Below are 19,334 nucleotides of genomic sequence, written 5' to 3' on the forward strand. Positions count from 1 at the left end.
CAGGACGCGGCGGCGCGCGTCCGGAAGGACGCGCGCGCTTCTGACATAACCTGCTGATTTTACGCTGGTATCTTGACCACGACCTCGGTCTGGCCGCCGGCTTTGGGTTCAAAGGACGCCGCTTTTGTCTTCGATCCGTTGACTTCGAGCGAGATCGTCTTGGCCTTTTTGTCGCGAACGACCTGGACCTTGATGTCGGCGCCCAGCATCTTGAGCGAAGCCTGGTAGCCATCCCAGTGGCTGGGCAGCTTCGGCCGGAATGTGATCTGCTTGCCGCGCCGTTCGATGCCCAGGATGCCTTCGACCGCCGCCCGGTAGAGCCAGCCCGCCGAGCCGGTATACCAGGTCCAGCCGCCGCGCCCACCCTTGTCGTCCCCGGCATAGATATCGGCCGCCACTACATAGGGTTCGACGCGGTAGTGCTCGGTCGACGCCTCGTCGAACGCGTGGTTGACCGGGTTCAGCATCGAGAAGCAGCGATAGGCTTCATCGGTCTGCCCCATCTCGGCGAGCGCAATGACGAACCAGGTGGCGGCATGGGTGTACTGGCCGCCATTCTCGCGCACGCCAGGCGGATAGCTCTTGATGTAGCCGGGGTCCTTCTGCGTCTTCGAGAAGGGTGGAGTGAACAGTTTGACGATCTTGAGATGATCGTCGACGAGCAGCTTCGTCGCCTGCTGCATCGCGGTGGTCGACCGCGCCGGGTCGCCCTCGCCCGAAAGCACGCTCCAGGACTGGGCGATGGAGTCGATCTTGCACTCTTGCGATGTACGCGACCCCAAAGGCGTGCCGTCATCGAAACTGCCGCGCCGGTACCATTCGCCATCCCATGCCGTGCTTTCGAGCGCTCGCTTCAGCGCGTCGGCATGTTTTGTCCAGGCCTGTGCGCGCTTGGTGTCGCCCTCGGTCCTGGCGACCGCGGCGAAGTCGCCCAGCGTCTTCAGCAGGAACCAGCCCAGCCACACGCTCTCGCCCTTGCCGTGCTCGCCGACACGGTTCATGCCGTCGTTCCAGTCGCCGCCGAGAATCAACGGCAGGCCGGCTGGACTGCTGCGCTTGATGGCGAGGTCGAGCGCACGCGCGCAGTGGTCGTACAGCGACACCGTCTTCTTCGAGATTTCCGGGGTGAAAAAGGCGTCGTGCTCGCCTTCGCCCAGCACCTGTCCGTCGAGGAAAGGCAGTTGTTCCTTCAGGATGGTGGCGTCGCCGGTCACCAAGAGATAGCGGGCCGTGGCGTGGGCGAGCCACACCACGTCGTCGGAGATCAGGGTACGCACGCCGGCGCCGGTGCGCGGCAACCACCAATGCTGCACGTCGCCTTCCGGGAACTGCCGCCGCGCGGCGTTGAGGATCTGGTCGCGCGCCAGCGTGGGATCATGCGCCAGCAAGGCGAGTGTGTCCTGCAACTGGTCGCGGAAGCCGAAGGCGCCGCTTGCCTGATAGAAAGCCGAGCGGGCGCGGATGCGGCAGGCAAGGCTCTGATAAGGCAGCCAGTGATTGACCATGGCATCGAGCGCCTTATCGGGCGTCTCGACCTGGATGGTGTCGAGGAAGGCGCGCCATTCGCGCTCATTGTCGGCCAGGCGCTGGTCGAAATCCTTGCCCCGATGCTTCTGCACCAGCGCGCTCGCCTGCGCCGAAGACTCGGCATCGCCAAGCAGCCAGATGAGCGTGACGTCGCCGCCAGCCTGAATCTCGATGTCGCGGGCGATCGCCGCGCAAGGATCATCACCGGCCTCGACGCGGCCTGAGAGAGCCGCGCCGCTCAGCACCGCCTGCGGCAACTCGCTGGACCCGTGCCGGCCGAGGAACTCGGCCCGGTCTGATGTCACCGAGTGGACGCCGGTGTCGGCGGCGAGGAAGGCCACCCGCTCGCTGAAATCGAGCCCGTAGGGATTTTGCGCCAGCAGCGCGCCGGTGGCACCGTCGCGGGACGGCACTATAGTTGCCGCGGTGCGCGACCGATGCCCGCCAAGCACCCATTCGGCATAGGCGTAAACGCGCAGCCGGGCCGGTACCGGGCCGGAATTCTGGATGCGCAGCCGCGTGATCTTCACCGGATCGATGGGATCGACGACATGGGTCAGGTCCATCGACAACGGTCCGCGCTTCGAGCGGAAGGTCGAGAAGCCCTGGCCATGCCAGGCTTCGTAGGTCATCGAGGGATCGCGCACCACCGCGGCGATCGGCGAGAACGCCTTGCCGCTGGCTTGATCATAGATATAGACCCCCTCGCCCGGCCGGTTGGAAACCGGGTCGTTCGACCATGGCGTCAACTGGTAGTCGCGGCTGTTGCGGCTCCAGGTGAAGGCAGCACCTTCGGCCGAGGTGTGGAAGCCGAACGAGGCGTTGGAGACGACGTTGATCCACGGTTGCGGCGTGGTGCGCCCGCCAGTCAGGCGCACCACATAGTGCCGCCCGTCGCCGTCGAAGCCGCCAAAACCGTTCCACTGGCTAAGGCCGGAGCCATCGGCACTGACATCGGCCCCCGCCTGCGAGGCAAATGCATGCATCTGCGGTGCGGGCGCCGGAATTTCGCGCGGGCCTGGCAGCCCTGCCGGCTGCAGGCCATCGCGTGCCTGCAGTGCGGCCGCCTCGGCCCGTTCGATCTGGTCGAAGATGGTGCCATTGCGCGTATGCAGCACAACCCGGGCGACGGCGAGCAGCGTCTTATAGGTGGTTTCCTCCATCAGGTCGCGGCGCACCGCGAAAATGTGCTGGCGGGGTCCGAGTTCCTTGCCACGCAAGCGGCTGTTTTCGCAAAGCGTTTCGACCGCGCGCTGCAGATCCTGGACATAGGAGGAAGCCTGCTCGTTGACGACGACGAAGTCGATCATCATGCCGCGGGTGCGCATATATTCCTGGAAGCGCAACGCCTGGGCAACGATCTCCAGATCGGCAACGTCGCCGATCCTGACCAGGAAGATCGGGTAATCGCCCGAAATGCTTGTCGGCCACAGGCTCGACTGCTTGCCCAATCCGGAAGCAACGGACTCGGCCGGCAGCCGCAGGAACGGGTCGGGATAGATCAGATAGCGCGCCAGTTTCTGCACATTGGCCGCATCGGTCAGGCTGAGGCCCATATGGCGGGTCTGCACCTGGCTGCGCGTCCAGGCAAGCATGGCCTGGCGAGCAAAGCTCTCCTGATGGTCGAGCCGGCTTATGGCCTCTTCCAGTTCGGCGCGGTTGGCCCCGACGACTGTCCAGAAGGTCAGCGATACCTTCTTGTTGGCGGGCACGCGCACCTGACGGCGCAGCGAGGCGATGGGATCGAGCGTGAAGCCGGAATGGCCACCCAGCCTGGCGCCTGGATCGAAAGCGGCGGCATCGACGATGGTGCGGCCACGGCCGATGAAGGCGCGCCTGTCGGTCTCGGCCTCGGCATCACGCGCCGGTCCCGATGGATCGGTGACGAAATGCACCAGGGTGACATCGGGCTCGCTGGTTTCGCGCTTGCGGCGCGTGGCGAAGATCGCGCCATTGTTGGCGGCGATCTCGGTTTCCACGAACATCTTCGAGAAAGCCGGATGCGCGTTGTCGGAAGCCTCCGAGCCCAGCACCAGCTCGGCAAAGGACGTCACTTCGATGTGACGGTCTGACGTGCTCTCATTGTAGAGCGTGATCCGGCGGCCCTCGCCATTGCCCTCGGAAACAACGATGCATTCCACCTCGGAGCGCAGCGTGCCGGCGGTTTTGACAAAGCTCGCCTTGTCGTCGGAAAACAAGGTTTGCGTCTTTTCCTCGGCGGCGCGTCTGGGCTCCGATGTCGCCGACCACCAGTCGCCGGTGGCAACGTCGCGCAGGAAGATGTAGGAGCCAAGCCGGTCCTCGACGGGGTCGGGCTGCCAGCGGGTGACGGAAAGATCGCCCCAGCGGCTGTAGCCGGAGCCGGTCGCGGTCACCATCACCGAATAGCGGCCGTTCGACATCACATTGGTCGAACGCAGCGCCCGCACGGGATCGAGCACGATGCGGGTATCGGGGCTCTCGGTTTCGGTCTCGTCCTTAGAGCGCTCGTCGGCCTCGGTGCGGACGGTGGCGGTCGGAATATCGCGCGGCGCCCTCTCCTGCAGCAGCAGTTCGGCCGATTCAATGACCGGATCGCTGTGGAAGCGATCGCGCAGGCGACCTTCGAAGATGGCGTCGGCGACGGCGGCGATCGACATGCCCGAATGGTGGGCATAGTAGTTCAGCACGACCGCTTGGTTGGTGCCTTCCGGCACGCGCTGCGGCGTGAAGTCGACCGCATCATAATAGCCATGACGGCCAAGCGCGCCGATCTCGCGCAGGCGGGCCAGATTCTGCACCGCTTCGCGCGGGTTGAACTGCGCCGCCATGATAGTCGCGTAAGGCGCGATTACTGTGTTCTGGCCAAGGCCGCGCTTGAGCCCAAGCCCCGGCACGCCGAAATTGGTGTACTGATAGGTCAGTTCGCGGTCGCGGGCGTTGTAGGCCGCTTCCGAGATGCCCCACGGCACGTTCTTCTGGCGGCCGTACTGCATCTGGCGCTTGATGATCAGCTTGCTGGTCTGGTTGAGGATGGAGCCTTGCGGCTCCTTCATCACCAGCGGCGGCATCAGGTACTCGAACATCGAGCCGGACCACGACATCAGCGCGCCCTGGAAGCCGATCTCGACGATGGGGCGGCCGAGCCTGAACCAGTGTTCGGTTGGCAGATCGCCCTTGGCGATGGCAAACAGGCTGGTCAGCCGCGCCTCGGAAGCCAGAAGATCGTAGCAGCTTTCGTCGAGCTGATGTTCCTCGACCCGGTAGCCGATCGACAAAAGCTTGCGCTCCGGCCGCATCAGGAAGGCGAATTCCATCTCGAAGGCGAAACGACGGGTGCGCTCGCGCAAGGTGAGCAGCTTGGCACGCAGAGCCTCGACAGCGTTTTCGTCGCTGTGGGCGTCGTGGACGTGCGCCTCGCAGGTGGCTTCGAGCCTTGCCGCCCAGTCGACGATGACGTCACTCTGCGGTGATGCGGCCTCGGTGTGAATGGCGGTGGCGAGCTTGCGGATTTCGCCGGCCAGCACCGCCAGGTTGATGGTGCGGATCGACGCCATTTCCGGCTGGGCCTTGATCGTGTCGACGGCACGCCGCATGCCGTCGAGGCGATCGACAAGCCGTTGGCGCAACGGGCGCAACTGACGGCGGTCGTCGGGCAGTTCATCGAGGCTTTCGCTCAGGATGGTCACCGTGTCGAGAATGCCTTCGAAATCGCCCTGCAGGTGGACGGAAGGCGCTTCCGCCCATTCGGCGCAGGCCGCCGCCACCGCCACCAGGTGACCGGCGAGATTGCCGCTGTCGACAGCGGAGATATAGAGCGGATAGAGCGGCTTGAGCGTCGTGGTGTCGTACCAGTTGAAGAGATGGCCGCGGCTGCGCGGCATGCTCTCGATGGTCGTCATGGTTGCATCGACGCGGGTGATGGCATCGGAAAGGCTGATCCAGCCGAAATCGCGCGCCGAAACGACCGAGAGCAGGTAGACGCCGATATTGGTCGGCGAGGTGCGAGGCGCCACGACGGGCGCCGGGCTCTCCTGGAAATTATCCGGCGGCAGATTGTGATGTTCTGCCGTGACGAAGGTTTCGAAATAGTGCCAGGTGCGCCGCGCCACGGTGCGCAGCGTATGGATGTCGGCTTGCGATATGCGCAGCCGGTCCTCGGTTTCGGCGGAGCGGCTGATCCAGCTGGCGATCGCTGGCGAACCGATCCAGAACAAGGCAAAGAAGAAGGCGACGAAGGCACCGGTGGAATCGGCCAGCACCGGAATGGCGAGGCCGACAAAGCCGATGATCACGGCGCCATACATCATGCCATAATAGGAGCCGACATCGTTGTCGCCCGCCTTGTGCGCCTGAGAGGCGGTGCGCCACTCCAGGAGGTTCTGCCGGCTGACGAACAGCCGGTACAGCGTGCGCACAATGGCATCGCCCATCATCCAGGCGTTATGTGCCATCAGCACGATCTTCAGTGCCACCATGGCGGTGCCGAAGGCGACGTCGCGCGCCAGCGCCGAGAAATGGCCGCGCGGCGTCTGGTCGCCGCTCTTGGGCAGGATGGCGTTGACCACGTCGAAGGTCGGCGCCATGAACAGGCTGAGGATCAGCAAGGCCTGCCACTGCGCGGCCTGCGTGAACGGCAGCAAGGTCCAGCCGGCGATCGCCGCCATCACCCAAAAGATCGGCGTCAGCGAGCGGCGCAGATTGTCGACCATCTTCCAGCGCGACAAGGCCGGAACGCCGGAACGAGGATTAAAGATGTAGCCCAAAAGCTGCCAGTCGCCGCGCGCCCAGCGATGGTGGCGCGAGGCATCGACCGAGTAGCGGGTCGGGTAATCCTCGACCAGTTCGACGTCGGTGACCAGTGCGGCGCGCGCCAGGGCGCCTTCGAGCAGATCGTGGCTGAGGATGGTGTTTTCCTCGATGCGGCCCTGCAAGGCGACCTCGAAGGCATCGACATGATAGAGGCCCTTGCCGGTGAAGGATCCGTCGCTGAAGACGTCCTGATAGAGGTCCGAAACAGCGAAGACATAGGGATCAAGGCCGCGATTGGCCGAGAAGACGCGCTGGAAGAACGAGGCTTCGTCGCCGCTGGTGAGTGAAGCGGTGATGCGCGGCTGCAGGATGGTGTAACCGGCGGTCACGACGCGCCTCGTGGCGTCGAAATGCGGACGGTTGAGCGGATGGCAAAGCTTGCCGACCAGGCTCGATACCGCATCGCGGGTGGTGCGGGTATCGGCGTCGAGCGTCATCACATGGACGACCTTTTCCGGCAGCGGGACTTCGAGCGGCAGGAAGGTGGTATCGCTGTCGCCGCGCAGCAAGAGGTCGAGTTCGTGCAGCTTGCCGCGCTTGCGTTCCCAGCCCATCCAGCACCCTTGACCGGCATTGTAGAGCCGGCGGCGGTGCAGGATATAGAAGCGCGGCGCGCCGTCGGAGGGATAGCGCGCGTTGAGACGGGCGATTTCGGCGCGGGCGAAGTCTAGGATCTCGGTGTCCGCCGCATCGATCTCGATCTTGCTGTCGGGCCAATCCGAAAGCAGCGCGAAATGGATCTCGTCCGCCAGATTGGCAAGGTAATGCACTTCGATGTTGCGGATGTTTTCCTCGACATCGTCACGCGAGCCGATCAGCGACGGCACGACCACCAGGGTGCGCGCCTCGGGCGGCACACCGTGCCTGTAGTCGTAACCGATAAGGCGGGTCGGCTTAAGGAACAGCGAGACCACGGTGTTGAAGAAAGCGAGCGCGCCTTCGCTGGCCGGCACGGCAAACAGAGCCAGCATCAGCACGATCGATGGCACCGACAGGCCGAGATTGGAAAGGGCGTTGCCGGACAGGACAAGCAGCAGGACGGTCAGCGCGAAGACGGGCAGGACGATGCCCAGCCAGCCGGTCTTGGCGAAGGTCCGCTTGACCGTCTGGCTGATCGTGGGCCGGTAACCGATCGCCTTTTCCAGTTCTAGCCGGCGCGGGCCAACGACGTAAAAACCGACATCGGTATGAGCGGATGCAACCTGGGCGTCCACTCCTTCACCGCTCTCCGGGGCGGTTTCACCGACGGCGTGGCCGGCCAGTTCAATGGCTTTTTCGGCGACACGGTACTCCGAAAGGTTCGAGCGGCGAGCCAGTTCCTCGATCGCGGTGCGGTATTGATCGCGCGAGAAGAAGTCGAGCGCGGCAAAATCGGTGCGCTCGCGCAGCACGGTATCGATGCGGCTGACGCCTTCGAACCACACCGTCCAGTCGACGTCGTTGATGAGGCGCAGGCCGCGGACGATGTTGCCGGTGGTCACATTGCCGCTGGACAGCGTCTGGTGCTCGGAAATGATGATTTCCTCGGCATCCGAGCCGGTCTTCTCGAGTTCGCCTTCCAGCCACTCCAGCGCCTTGCCGGCGTTCTGCGATCCGTCACGCAGGCGATAGAGAAGCTGAGTGGCAAAGGTGGTGTCCTGCGCATGCGCGCTGAAATTGGCGAGGATCGCCTGCCGATCCGGATTGTCGTCGGTCGCCAGCACCTTGTCGGCCACGTCATTGGCGATCTGGCGCATCTGGCGGGTGCGGTTGACCCTGACCGCCAGGCGACGGAGGTTCTCGATCAGCACGAAACGCAGAAGGGACGGCAGTGCCCAGAGTTCACCAATCTTCAACGGTTCGACCGACTGAAAACCCTGGACGATAGACTTGAACATGGTCGCCGAGACGGAACTGTCGGAATGCGCGACATAAGTCCAAGCCAGCGCCAATGCGCGCGGCACGGTGCCGCCATCGGGCAGCTTCAGGGTCGGCAATTGCCGGTAAAAGCGGCGCGGCAGGTCGCGTTTGACCTGGAAAATGGTTTCCTCGATCAGATAGTTGTTGTCGAGCAGCCACTGCGCGGCCGGCGTGATGGTTTCGCCCCTCGCCTGCGCGGCATTGGTAGACCGGTAGACTTCGAGGATCTTCTTGGCGCTGTCACGGATACGGGCTTGAAAGTCGAATGGTATCAGGCCGAACAGATCCGTCAGATCGCCCTTGGCCAGGCTTTCGCCAAGCAGCCGGAGCCGTTCCTCCGGCAGGAATGTGGATCTTATCGGCTCTTCCGTGATGACTGGGAAGCTCGCGCTTGTCTTCTCGATCTGGGCTAGGTTCGTCTGAATATTCATTGAAAATTCCGTAAGCGGGCACTCAGCGGCGTCACCGCCACGGCAATGGCCCTAAAACCGGTTCGAATGCAATCGGTTGCATCAACCCTAAGCCGAAAGTTTATTTCCGCACCACGACGGAGCGTCATCTTTCGACCAATTCAAAGACGAGCGCCTCTCGCTCCCGTCGGGATCGATCGACGGAGAGGATTCGGGCTTTTTCGTGATGCCAGTGCCAGCTTACGCTATATTTCGCCAGCGTCGCGATCATGTTTGGAAACAGGCGGTAACCGTTGGGGCGAAGCGCGTCAGGCGGCAGCGATTATCCGGATCACGAAAAGGGTCGCATCCGGTGCGGGCTGAACCCGCAAGACAGAGGCGTCCGGCCCGAGCAGCAGGGTGTCGAGCGGTCCGACACGAATAGGCGCGGCGCCGGGGAAAATGGCATGGCCTCTGTGACAAAGGATAAGGGTGGGACCGGCCTCGGCTGGGATTTCCGCAGGCGTCGAAATCGCCAGACGCTCGACCGAATGCAATATGCGGCCGCGGCGGGTCATGACGTTGAGATCGGTGATCGGGCCGGCGATCAGCGCGGCACTCGTCGGCTGGTCGGCTGGAAAGGAAAATGGCTGGGAAGCCGCTGTCACCCGCTGCGGCGGACGGCCCGCGACATCAAGCACGATCCCCTCACCTTCCAGCACCGACAGCGTGCGGTCGATGCCGGCAAAATTGGAGAACGGCCCGCTGCGTTCGACCCGGGCCATCGAGACGCGCCAGTCGAAATCGTCGAGCCCGGCACCATCGGGCGAGACGGCGATCTCGGTCGTCGTACCGCCGCCGTTCTTCCACGGCATGACGCGGTAATCGGTGGCACGAAGGACACGCATCACGTCAGCCGCTATCCGAGAATGCCCGGCAGATTGAGCTGGTGCTCCTTGGCGCATTCGATCGCGATGTCATAGCCGGCGTCGGCATGGCGCATGACGCCGGTCGCCGGGTCGTTCCACAGAACGCGCTCCAGCCGCCTTGCCGCGTCCGGCGTGCCGTCGGCAACGATGACCATGCCGGCATGCTGGGAGAAGCCCATGCCGACGCCGCCGCCATGGTGCAGCGATACCCAGGTCGCGCCCGAAGCCGTGTTGAGCAGCGCATTGAGCAGCGGCCAGTCGGAGACGGCATCGGAACCATCCTTCATCGCTTCCGTCTCGCGGTTCGGCGAAGCGACCGAACCCGAATCGAGGTGATCGCGACCGATGACGACCGGCGCCTTGAGTTCGCCCTTGGCCACCATTTCGTTGAAGGCGAGGCCCAATCGGTGGCGATCGCCAAGACCGACCCAGCAGATGCGCGCCGGCAACCCCTGGAAGGAAATCCGCTCGCGGGCCATGTCCAGCCAATTGTGCAGATGGGTGTTGCCGGGGGTGAGTTCACGCACCTTGGCGTCGGTCTTGTAGATATCCTCTGGATCGCCGGAGAGTGCTGCCCAGCGGAACGGGCCGATGCCGCGGCAGAAGAGCGGGCGGATGTAGGCTGGCACGAAGCCGGGGAACGCAAAGGCGTTTTCAAACCCTTCGTCCTTGGCGACCTGGCGGATGTTGTTGCCATAGTCGAGTGTCGGCACGCCGGCGTTCCAGAACGCGACCATCGCCTCGACATGCTCGCGCATGGAGGCGCGCGCCGCCTTCTCGACCGCGCGGGGGTCGCTGACGCGCTTTTCGCGCCACTCGGCCATCGTCCAGCCCTTCGGCAGATAACCATTGATGGGGTCGTGCGCCGAGGTCTGGTCGGTGACCATATCGGGGCGAATGCCGCGCTTGAACATCTCGGGCACGATCTCGGCGGCATTGCCCAGCAGGCCGACGGACTTCGCCTCGCCGGCCTTGGTCCAGCGCTCGATCATTTCCATGGCCTCGTCGAGCGTCTCGGCCTTCTCGTCGACATAGCGGGTGCGCAAGCGGAAATCGATCGAATCCGGATTGCATTCGATCGCCAGGCAGCAGGCGCCAGCCATGACGGCGGCCAATGGCTGGGCGCCGCCCATGCCGCCCAGGCCGCCGGTCAGGATCCATTTTCCCTTGAGGTTGCCGCCATAGTGCTGACGGCCGGCTTCGACGAAAGTCTCGTAGGTGCCCTGCACGATGCCTTGCGTGCCGATGTAGATCCAGGAGCCGGCCGTCATCTGGCCGTACATCATCAGGCCCTTCTTATCGAGCTCGTTGAATTTCTCCCAGGTCGCCCAGTGCGGCACCAGGTTGGAGTTGGCGATCAGCACGCGCGGCGCATCGGGGTGGGTGCGGAACACGCCGACCGGCTTGCCGGACTGCACCAGCAGCGTCTCGGCCTCGCCAAGCGTCTTCAGCGACGCAACGATCTGATCGAAATCGTTCCAGGTACGCGCCGCCCGGCCGATGCCGCCATAGACGACCAGTTCATTGGGGTTCTCGGCGACATCAGGGTCGAGATTGTTCATCAGCATGCGCAGCGGCGCTTCGGTCGTCCAATACCGGGCATTGAGCTTGTCGCCGCGGGGGCTGCGCACTTCGCGGATGTTGTGACGGGGGTCGGTCATCATTGTCCCTTTCGGATGAGGCGGCGCGTCAGCGCCCGGCCCAGTCAATGGCGGTTTGGAGAATCCGCGTCAGCGTGGCGCGGATCGGCGCGGCGAACGCGGCATCGTAAGGCGCGGGCCAATTGTCCGGTGTGCCCTTCCCGTCCGGCTCGCGCATATAGCCGCGGTTGGAGAGCTCCATCTGCAGCGCATGCACGCCCTGATGCGGCTGGCCGAAATGGCGCGTGATCCAGCCGCCCTTGAAGCGTCCGTTGACGACAAAGGTCTCACCGGTTTCTGCCATGATCTGATTGACCATCGCCTGCAACGCCGGATCAGCGCTCCTGCCGTCGTTCGTGCCGAGGTTGAACACCGGCAGCGTGCCCTCGAACAAGCGTGGCAGCACCGATCGGATCGAATGGCAGTCATAGAGGACAATCTTGCCATGCAAGGTGCGCAACCTGTCGATCTCGGCCTGCAAGGCCGCGTGATAGGGTGCAAAGAACTTCTCGCGACGCTCGTCGATCTCCGACGGTCCCGGCTCTTCACCCTCGCGATAGAGCGGATCGCCGTCGAAGGTTTCGGTCGGACATAGACCGGTGGTTGCCTGGCCGGGATAGAGCGAGGCGCCGGATGGATCGCGGTTGACGTCGATGACTGTGCGCGAGATCGCGGTGTGCACGACGGTAGCGCCCAGACCGCCGGCGAAATCATAGAGATTGTCGATCCACCAGTCGCAATCGCGCCGACCAAGCCATGGCGAGATAAGCCGGTTTTCGAGCCCAGCGAGGTCGATGCCGGTATGCGGGATCGACACCAGAAGCGGCGCCGTGCCTTGTTTTATCGTCAGCCAAGAAGGTGTCATCGCGCAATCCCCGGCAGCGCCACGGCGCTCGCGGCCTTCGCGACTGCACCGCTACGTACGATGGCGATCGCCTTTTCCATGTCGGGGTGGAAGTGCCGGTCATTGTCGAGATGCGGCACCTCGGCGCGAACCAGCTTGCGCACGGCTTCAAGCGCCGCACTCGAGGCCAGCGGCGCATGGAAATCGCACCCTTGCGCGGCGGCCAGCAATTCAATGCCGATCACCGCCGTTGCATTCTCGACCATGCCAATCAGGCGGCGCGCGCCATGCGCGGCCATCGAGACGTGGTCTTCCTGGTTGGCCGAGGTCGGGATGGAATCGACGCTGGCCGGATAGGCCTTCTGCTTGTTTTCCGAGACAAGTGCCGCCGCCGTCACCTGCGGGATCATGAAGCCGGAGTTCAGGCCGGGCTTGGGCGTCAGGAAGGCGGGCATGCCTGACAGCGCGGGGTCGACCAGCATGGCGATGCGGCGTTCCGACAGCGAGCCGATCTCACAGACGGCCAGCGCGATCATGTCGGCGGCGAAGGCGACCGGCTCGGCGTGGAAATTGCCGCCGGAGAGCGCCGTGTCGTCCTCGGCGAAGATCAGCGGATTGTCGGTAACGCCATTGGCCTCGGTTTCGAGCGTATCGGCGGCCTTGCGCAGGACATCGAGCGCAGCGCCCATGACTTGCGGCTGGCAACGCAGGCAATAGGGATCCTGTACACGCTCGTCGCCGAGCCGGTGCGACTCGCGGATGGCGCTGCCGGCCATCAGATTGCGCAGCGCATCCGCGGTCTCGATCTGGCCGCGATGCTTTCTCAACATATGGATGCGCGGATCGAAGGGGGCGTCGGAACCCTTTGCCGCGTCGGTCGAGAGCGCGCCGGCGACAAGCGCCGACTGGTAGAGTACTTCGGCCTCGAACAGGGCGGCCAGCGCATAGGCCGTCGAAAATTGCGTGCCGTTGAGCAGCGCAAGGCCTTCCTTGGCGCCCAATGTCACGGGCTCCAGCCCATGCGAGACGAACGCGACCTTCGCCGGGAAGCGGCCATGCGGGGTAAAGCATTCGCCGACACCGATCAGCACCGCCGTCATGTGCGACAGCGGCGCAAGGTCGCCGGAGGCGCCGACCGAACCTTGCGCCGGCACCACCGGGATGACGTCGTTGGCCAGCATCGCTTCGAGCAACTCGATGGTTTGCGGGCGCACACCGGAGGCGCCCTGCGCCAGGCTCGCAAGTTTCAGCGCCATCATCAGCCGGGCAACGGCAGCAGGCATCGGCTCGCCGACGCCCGCGGCATGCGAAAGCACGATGTTGCGCTGCAGGGTCTCGAGATCCTCGGCGGGGATGCGCACGCTGGCCAGCTTGCCGAAACCGGTATTGATCCCATAGACCGGCTCACCCTTGGCGACGATGCGCGCGACAGCTTCGGCGCTTGCCTTGATTTTTGGGCGGCAGGCACCGTCCAGTTTCGGCACGGCGCCACGGTAGATGGCGCGCCAGTCGGCCAGCGTCGCATTGCCGGGCTTCAGCGTCAGTTCTGTCATTGTCCTCTCCAGATGCGGGCATGCAGCGGGTTGAAGCCCATGCGGTAGACGAGTTCGGCAGGACGCTCGATGTCCCAGATCGCCAGGTCGGCTGATTTGCCTGATACGAGCGTGCCGGTCTCTTCCAGCAGGCCCAGCGCACGCGCGGCTTCGCGGGTGACGCCGGCAAGGCATTCGTCGACCGTCATGCCGAACAGGGTCGCCGCCATGTTCATGGTCAGAAGCAGCGAGGTCAGCGGCGAAGTGCCGGGATTGTTGTCGGTGGCCACCGCTATTTTGACGCCAAGCTGGCGGAACAGGGCGATCGGCGGCTTCTTGGTCTCGCGGATGAAGTAGTAGGCGCCGGGCAGGATCGTCGCCACTGTCCCCGCCTTGGCCATCGCCATGGCGCCAGCCTCGTCCGTGTATTCGAGATGATCGGCCGACAATGCGCCATAATGGGCGGCGAGTTCGGCGCCATGCAGGTTGGACAGCTGGTCGGCGTGGAGTTTTACGGGCAAGCCGAGCGCCCTGGCCTTGTCGAACACGCGAGACATCTGCTCGGGCGAAAAGGCGATGCCTTCACAGAACCCGTCGACGGCATCGGCCAAGCCTTCCGCGGCGACGCCGGGAAGGATCGTTTTGGCGACGAGATCGATGAAAGCGTCCTTGTCGCCCTTGGCTTCCGGCGGCAGCGCGTGGGCTGCGAGACATGTGGCGCGGACCGTCACCGGGCGTTCATTGCCCAGTTGCCGCGCGGCGCGCAGCGATTTCTTCTCGTTGTCGAGATCGAGACCATAGCCCGACTTTATTTCAACGGTGGTGACGCCTTCGGCGATCAGCGCATCGAGGCGCGGCAGCGTCTGGGCAACCAGGTCGTCCTCGCTGGCGGCACGCAAGGATCTGACCGAGGAAACGATGCCACCGCCGGCCCTGGCGACCTCTTCATACGTGGCGCCGGCCAGCCGCATCTCGAACTCGTTGGCGCGGTTCCCGGCATGAATAAGATGGGTGTGGCAGTCGATCAGGCCGGGCGTGATCCAGCGGCCCTCGCAATCGATGATCTCGCCCTGGGCAAACGCCGACGGCATCTCGGATTGCGAACCCGCATAGACAATGCGGCCGTCGCGCGCGGCGAGCGCGCCTTGCTCGACGATACCCAGTCCGGCAGAATTTTCAGCCATGGTCGCCAGACGCGCATTGCGCCACAGGCGAAGCCCCCCTGCCCGGTTTTTGCTCTCTACGGCCATCATCTTTTCCGTTTCAATCGGTGGCGATTATGTATATACATATTGAAACGCACTGCAAGTGTCATCATCGCACACGAGACCGGGAAGCGGAGAGAAAAGTGACCGATATCTTTGCGGAACAGGCGCTTCTTCCCAACGGCTGGCACGACAATGTGCGGATCACTTTCGCCAATGGGCGCATTGCGGCCGTAGAGCCTGGGAGCACCGCGTCGCCTGGTGACGAACGCCATGCCATTCTCCTTCCCGGCATGGCCAATCTGCACAGCCACGCCTTCCAGCGCGGCATGGCAGGGCTCGCCGAGGTGCGCGGGCCCTCCGCCGACAGTTTCTGGAGCTGGCGCGAGGTGATGTACCGCTTCGCGCTGTCGATGACTCCGAACCAGGTCGAGGCGGTGGCGGCGCAGCTCTACGTGGAAATGCTGGAGGCCGGTTTTTCGCGCGTCGGCGAATTTCATTATCTGCACCATGACCGTGATGGACAACCCTATGCCAACCCGGCCGAGATGGCCGAGCGCATCGCTGCCGCGGCCGGCGAAACGGGGATCGGCCTGACGCTGCTGCCGGTGTTTTACGCACATTCCTCCTTCGGTGGTGCCGCGCCAAACGAAAGCCAGCGCCGATTCATCAACGATGTGAATCGGTTCGCCCGGCTTGTTGAGAAAAGCCGGGAATCTGTTCGCTCTTTGAATCAAGCGATTGTCGGCGTTGCCCCGCACAGTTTGCGGGCCGCGACGCCTGAGGAACTCACGGCGGTTGCGGCTATGGCGCCAAACGGGCCGATCCACATCCATGTCGCCGAGCAGGTGAAAGAAGTCGAAGACTGCCTTGCCTGGTCCGGCGCGCGTCCGGTCGAATTTCTGCTTGGGGCTGCCGATGTCGACCAGCGCTGGTGCCTGATCCATGCCACCCACATGACCGATGCTGAAACCATCGGCATGGCCAGGAGCGGCGCCATTGCCGGCCTTTGCCCGATCACGGAGGCCAATCTCGGCGACGGCACCTTTGCCGCGCCTTTGTTCAGGGAGCATGGCGGCCGCTTCGGCGTCGGCTCCGATTCCAACGTGCTGATCGGCCTGCCCGACGAATTGCGACAGCTCGAATATTCGCAGCGCCTCGCGCACCGCGCCCGCAATGTGCTGGCCGTGGCTGGCGGCTCGACCGGCCGCGCGCTGTACGACGCAGCGCTCGACGGCGGCAGCGTCGCGCTTGGCGCCGGCGCATCGCAAATCGCGCCTGATGCATCCGCCGATCTCGTCTCGCTCGACGCCGGCAACCCCTCGCTGGCCGGCAAAACCGGCGATGCGATCCTCGACGCCTGGATTTTCGCCAATGGCAGCAAGGTCGATTGTGTCTGGGTGCATGGCAAGAAACAGGTCAGCGATGGCAGACATGCCAAGCGCGAGGCCATCGCCGAACGGTTTCGCGGCGTGATGATAGCGCTTTCCGAGGGTCCACCCAGATGAGCATGGCTGAACCGACGGAGATAGACGACAGCGAGACCGTCTCGCTGCATCAGCGCATCCTTTCCGATATCCGGGAAAGAATTCTTTCCGGCACCTGGGTGCCCGGCCACCGTATCCCGTTCGAACATGAGCTGACGGCCGAATACAAATGCTCACGCATGACGGTGAACAAGGCTCTGTCCCAGTTGGCCAAGGCAGGTTTGATCGAACGCCGCCGCCGGTCGGGCAGCTTTGTCCGCCAGCCGCAATCGCAGGCAGCCGTGCTGGAACTTCACGACATCAGGATCGAAGTCGAGGCGCTCGGCCTGCCCTATCGCTACAAGCGGCTGGAACGCCTGAAACGGCGCAGCAATGGGGAGGACAGGACGTTGCTCGAACTGTACGCCGCAGGTCCAGTGCTGTGGCTCGAAGGTCTTCATTTTGCCGGCGAACGGCCATTCGCGCTCGAGCAACGTCTGATCAATCTTTCGGCGGTTTCGGAAGCCGGGGACGAAGAGTTTCTGGAAATCGCTGCCGGGCCTTGGCTGATCGACCGCGTGCCGTGGAGCGAGGCCGAGCATCGGATACGCGCCATGAGCGCTGACGAAGCCATTGCCGATGCGCTCGACATCGATCCCGGGGCACCTTGCCTGGTGGTCGAACGCCGCACCTGGAGTGCCGAGCACCCGGTCACCCACGTGCGCTTCATCTATCCGGCGGAAAGCCATACGCTGGTGGCAAGGTTCACGCCGTCGCAGGGGTGAGTGATCTCCCCCTCGTCGTGGGGGGAGATCGGCAGTTCTGGCGTCGCGCCTTTACAGCGCCGCGGTGATAATAATCTCGACCAGATATTCCGGGCCGGCGAGCTTTGCTTCGCCGGTGGCGCGGGCCGGCGTGTGGCCCTGCGGCACCCACTTGTCCCATTCGGTATTCATCTCGGCGAAGGTGCCCATGTCGGCCAGCCAGATGATCGCCTGGACGATCTTGGTCTTGTCGGTGCCGGCCTTGGCCAGCAATTCGTCGATGGTCGCCAGAATATCGCGGGTCTGCGCGGCGACGTTGCCGCCGGGTTCGCCGACCTGGCCGGCCAGGTAGACGGTGTTGCCGTGGATGACGATCTGGCTCATGCGCGGGCCAACATCGATGCGACGAATGCTCATTGCGAGTTCCTTCCGTTGTGGTCGCGCCTCTTTAGAGTCGCCGTCCGCTTCGGGCAAGGCCGGCTGAACCGAAACCGCTTGAGCCAATTGCTCCATCCAGGGCCAGGCGCCTACACGGCGAGTTGAGCACCGCGACGCAATTCCGCCGGATTGGCTTGTTGACTAATGTAATAACATCACATATCCAAACGGCCGCACCTTAGCCGGATTTGGTTTCCCACGGAACGATATGACCCAGACCTGCCTGACATTCCGTGACCTGACGTTAGGCTACAACAGCCATCCCGCGATCCATCACCTCGATGGCGCGATCCGCAAGGGCTCGCTGACGGCCGTGGTTGGGGCCAACGGCTCCGGCAAGTCGACGCTGATGAAGGGTATTGTCGGGGTGCTGAAGCCGATGGCAGGCGAGGTCATTCGCGCGCCGGGCGTGCGGGCGGCCTACCTGCCGCAGCAATCGGAACTCGATCGCTCCTTTCCCGCCCGCGTTGTCGATCTGGTCTCGCTCGGCCTGTGGCCGAAGCGCGGCATGCTTGGCCGCTATACCGGGGAAGATCGTGAGGCCGTCAGCCAGGCTTTGATGGCCGTCGGCCTCGGCGGCTTCGAGAAGCGGCCGATCGACACGCTGTCGGGTGGCCAGTTGCAGCGCACGCTGTTTGCCCGCGTGCTGTTGCAGGATGCCGACCTGATCCTGCTCGACGAACCGTTCAACGCCGTCGACGCCAAGACGGTCGGTGACCTCATTGCCTTGATCAAGCGTTGGCACGGCGAAGAGCGCACCATCATGGTGGTGGTCCATGATCTCGATCTGGTGCGCCAGAATTTTCCCGAAACACTGCTGCTTGCCCGTCAGCCGGTTGCCTGGGGCGAGACCCGGGAGACGCTGAAACCGGAGAACCTGCTGCGCGCGCGCCGCTTCCACGAAGCCTGGGAAGAGAACGCGCCCTGGTGCGAGCCTGACGAGCACGCTCATGACCACGACCATGACCATCATGGCCACGACCACGATCATCACCACGGCGCCGGACCGAGGGCTGCCTGATGGATGCGCTCTACAGTCTTTTCATCGCCCCTTTCGCCGATTTCGGCTTCATGCAGCGGGCGCTGTTCGGCTCGCTGATGCTGTCGCTCGGCGCCTGCCCGATCGGCGTCTTCCTGATGCTGCGGCGCATGAGCCTGTCGGGCGACGCGATGGCGCATGCCATCCTGCCGGGTGCGGCCGCGGGTTTCCTGTTCTACGGGCTGGAAATCCTGCCGATGACCATTGGCGGCCTGATCGCCGGCATCATCGTGGCGCTCGGCGCCGGTGCCGTGTCGCGCTTCACCATCCAGCGCGAGGACGCCTCGATGGCGGCCTTCTACCTGATTTCGCTCGCCATCGGCGTGCTGATGGTGTCGATCCGCGGCTCCAGCGTCGACCTCATGCATGTGCTGTTCGGCACGGTGCTGGCGCTCAACAACGAGGCTTTGACGCTGATTGGCGGCATCGTCGCGGTGACGCTGGTCAGCCTTGCCATCTTCTGGCGGGCGCTGGTGGCCGAATGCCTCGACCCGCTGTTCCTGCGTTCGGTCAGCCGCATGGGCAGCCCGGTGCATTTCATCTTCCTCGGTCTCGTCGTGCTCAACCTCGTCGGCGGCTTCCAGGCGCTCGGAACCTTGCTTTCCGTCGGATTGATGATGCTGCCGGCGGCAGCCGCGCGCTTCTGGACGACGCGCGTCGAACCGATGTGCGTGCTGGCCGTACTGATCGGTTTTGCCTCCTGCATCGCCGGACTGCTCTTGTCCTATCATGCGTCGCTGCCATCCGGCCCTGCCATCATCCTGTCGGCCGGCGTCGTCTATTTCGCCTCGATCCTGTTTGGCACGCGCGGCATCCTGCGCGCCCGCATCATCCATCACCGTCACAGAACGGCCTGATCCCCCGCCCTAAA

At 64.1% G+C, this 19,334-nt stretch carries 11 protein-coding genes; 4 read left to right on the forward strand and 7 right to left on the reverse strand.

Translation table 11 applies throughout. The features are described from left to right. Positions 1–59 precede the first annotated feature (59 nt). From O7A61_RS03165 to hutI, 6 genes are all read right to left on the reverse strand, one after another. Positions 60–8,648: a GH36-type glycosyl hydrolase domain-containing protein gene (locus O7A61_RS03165; RefSeq protein WP_337128303.1), complete on the reverse strand. Its 8,589-nt coding sequence runs from the start codon at positions 8,646–8,648 to the stop codon at positions 60–62. A 287-nt stretch (positions 8,649–8,935) separates the two neighbouring features. Further along, entirely contained in the window at positions 8,936–9,514 is a 579-nt protein-coding gene (locus tag O7A61_RS03170; protein ID WP_337128304.1) for a HutD/Ves family protein, read from the reverse strand. A gap of 11 nt (positions 9,515–9,525) precedes the next feature. Beyond that, positions 9,526–11,199 (reverse strand): urocanate hydratase, encoded by a 1,674-nt coding sequence (gene hutU, locus O7A61_RS03175; protein ID WP_337128305.1) that lies wholly within the window; start codon positions 11,197–11,199, stop codon positions 9,526–9,528. Positions 11,200–11,224: 25 nt separating this feature from the next. After that, positions 11,225–12,040: an N-formylglutamate deformylase gene (hutG, locus tag O7A61_RS03180; RefSeq protein WP_337128306.1), complete on the reverse strand. Its 816-nt coding sequence runs from the start codon at positions 12,038–12,040 to the stop codon at positions 11,225–11,227. Continuing rightward, complete coding sequence (gene hutH, locus O7A61_RS03185; protein ID WP_337128307.1) at positions 12,037–13,572, reverse strand: histidine ammonia-lyase; 1,536 nt, start codon at positions 13,570–13,572, stop codon at positions 12,037–12,039. The genes hutG and hutH overlap by 4 nt, the downstream gene beginning before the upstream one ends. Beyond that, positions 13,569–14,801, reverse strand: coding sequence for an imidazolonepropionase (hutI, locus tag O7A61_RS03190; RefSeq protein ID WP_337128308.1), 1,233 nt, complete (start codon positions 14,799–14,801; stop codon positions 13,569–13,571). The genes hutH and hutI overlap by 4 nt, the downstream gene beginning before the upstream one ends. Before the next feature lie 98 nt (positions 14,802–14,899). On the opposite strand from hutI, the gene O7A61_RS03195 reads away from it, so the two are divergent. Together O7A61_RS03195 and hutC are read left to right on the forward strand one after the other, a co-directional pair. Then, positions 14,900–16,264, forward strand: a complete 1,365-nt coding sequence (locus tag O7A61_RS03195) for a formimidoylglutamate deiminase (protein WP_337128309.1) — start codon at positions 14,900–14,902, stop codon at positions 16,262–16,264. Between the two features lie 2 nt (positions 16,265–16,266). Then, positions 16,267–17,007, forward strand: a complete 741-nt coding sequence (gene hutC / locus O7A61_RS03200) for a histidine utilization repressor (protein ID WP_337128341.1) — start codon at positions 16,267–16,269, stop codon at positions 17,005–17,007. A 51-nt stretch (positions 17,008–17,058) separates the two neighbouring features. Here hutC and O7A61_RS03205 read toward each other — a convergent pair whose 3' ends face one another. Next, the gene (locus O7A61_RS03205) at positions 17,059–17,403 is read right to left on the reverse strand and encodes a RidA family protein (protein ID WP_027143113.1); all 345 of its coding nucleotides are present in this window, start codon (positions 17,401–17,403) and stop codon (positions 17,059–17,061) included. Positions 17,404–17,632: 229 nt separating this feature from the next. Here O7A61_RS03205 and aztA point away from each other — a divergent pair, with 229 nt between their 5' ends. Both aztA and aztB read left to right on the forward strand, forming a co-directional pair. Next, entirely contained in the window at positions 17,633–18,445 is an 813-nt protein-coding gene (gene aztA, locus O7A61_RS03210; RefSeq protein ID WP_337128310.1) for a zinc ABC transporter ATP-binding protein AztA, read from the forward strand. Further along, positions 18,445–19,320: a zinc ABC transporter permease AztB gene (aztB, locus tag O7A61_RS03215; RefSeq protein WP_140714263.1), complete on the forward strand. Its 876-nt coding sequence runs from the start codon at positions 18,445–18,447 to the stop codon at positions 19,318–19,320. Before aztA ends, aztB begins: the two co-directional genes overlap by 1 nt. Positions 19,321–19,334: the final 14 nt, after the last annotated feature.

This window comes from Mesorhizobium sp. Cs1321R2N1 (assembly GCF_037179725.1).
GTDB classification, from domain to species: Bacteria; Pseudomonadota; Alphaproteobacteria; order Rhizobiales; family Rhizobiaceae; genus Mesorhizobium; species Mesorhizobium salmacidum.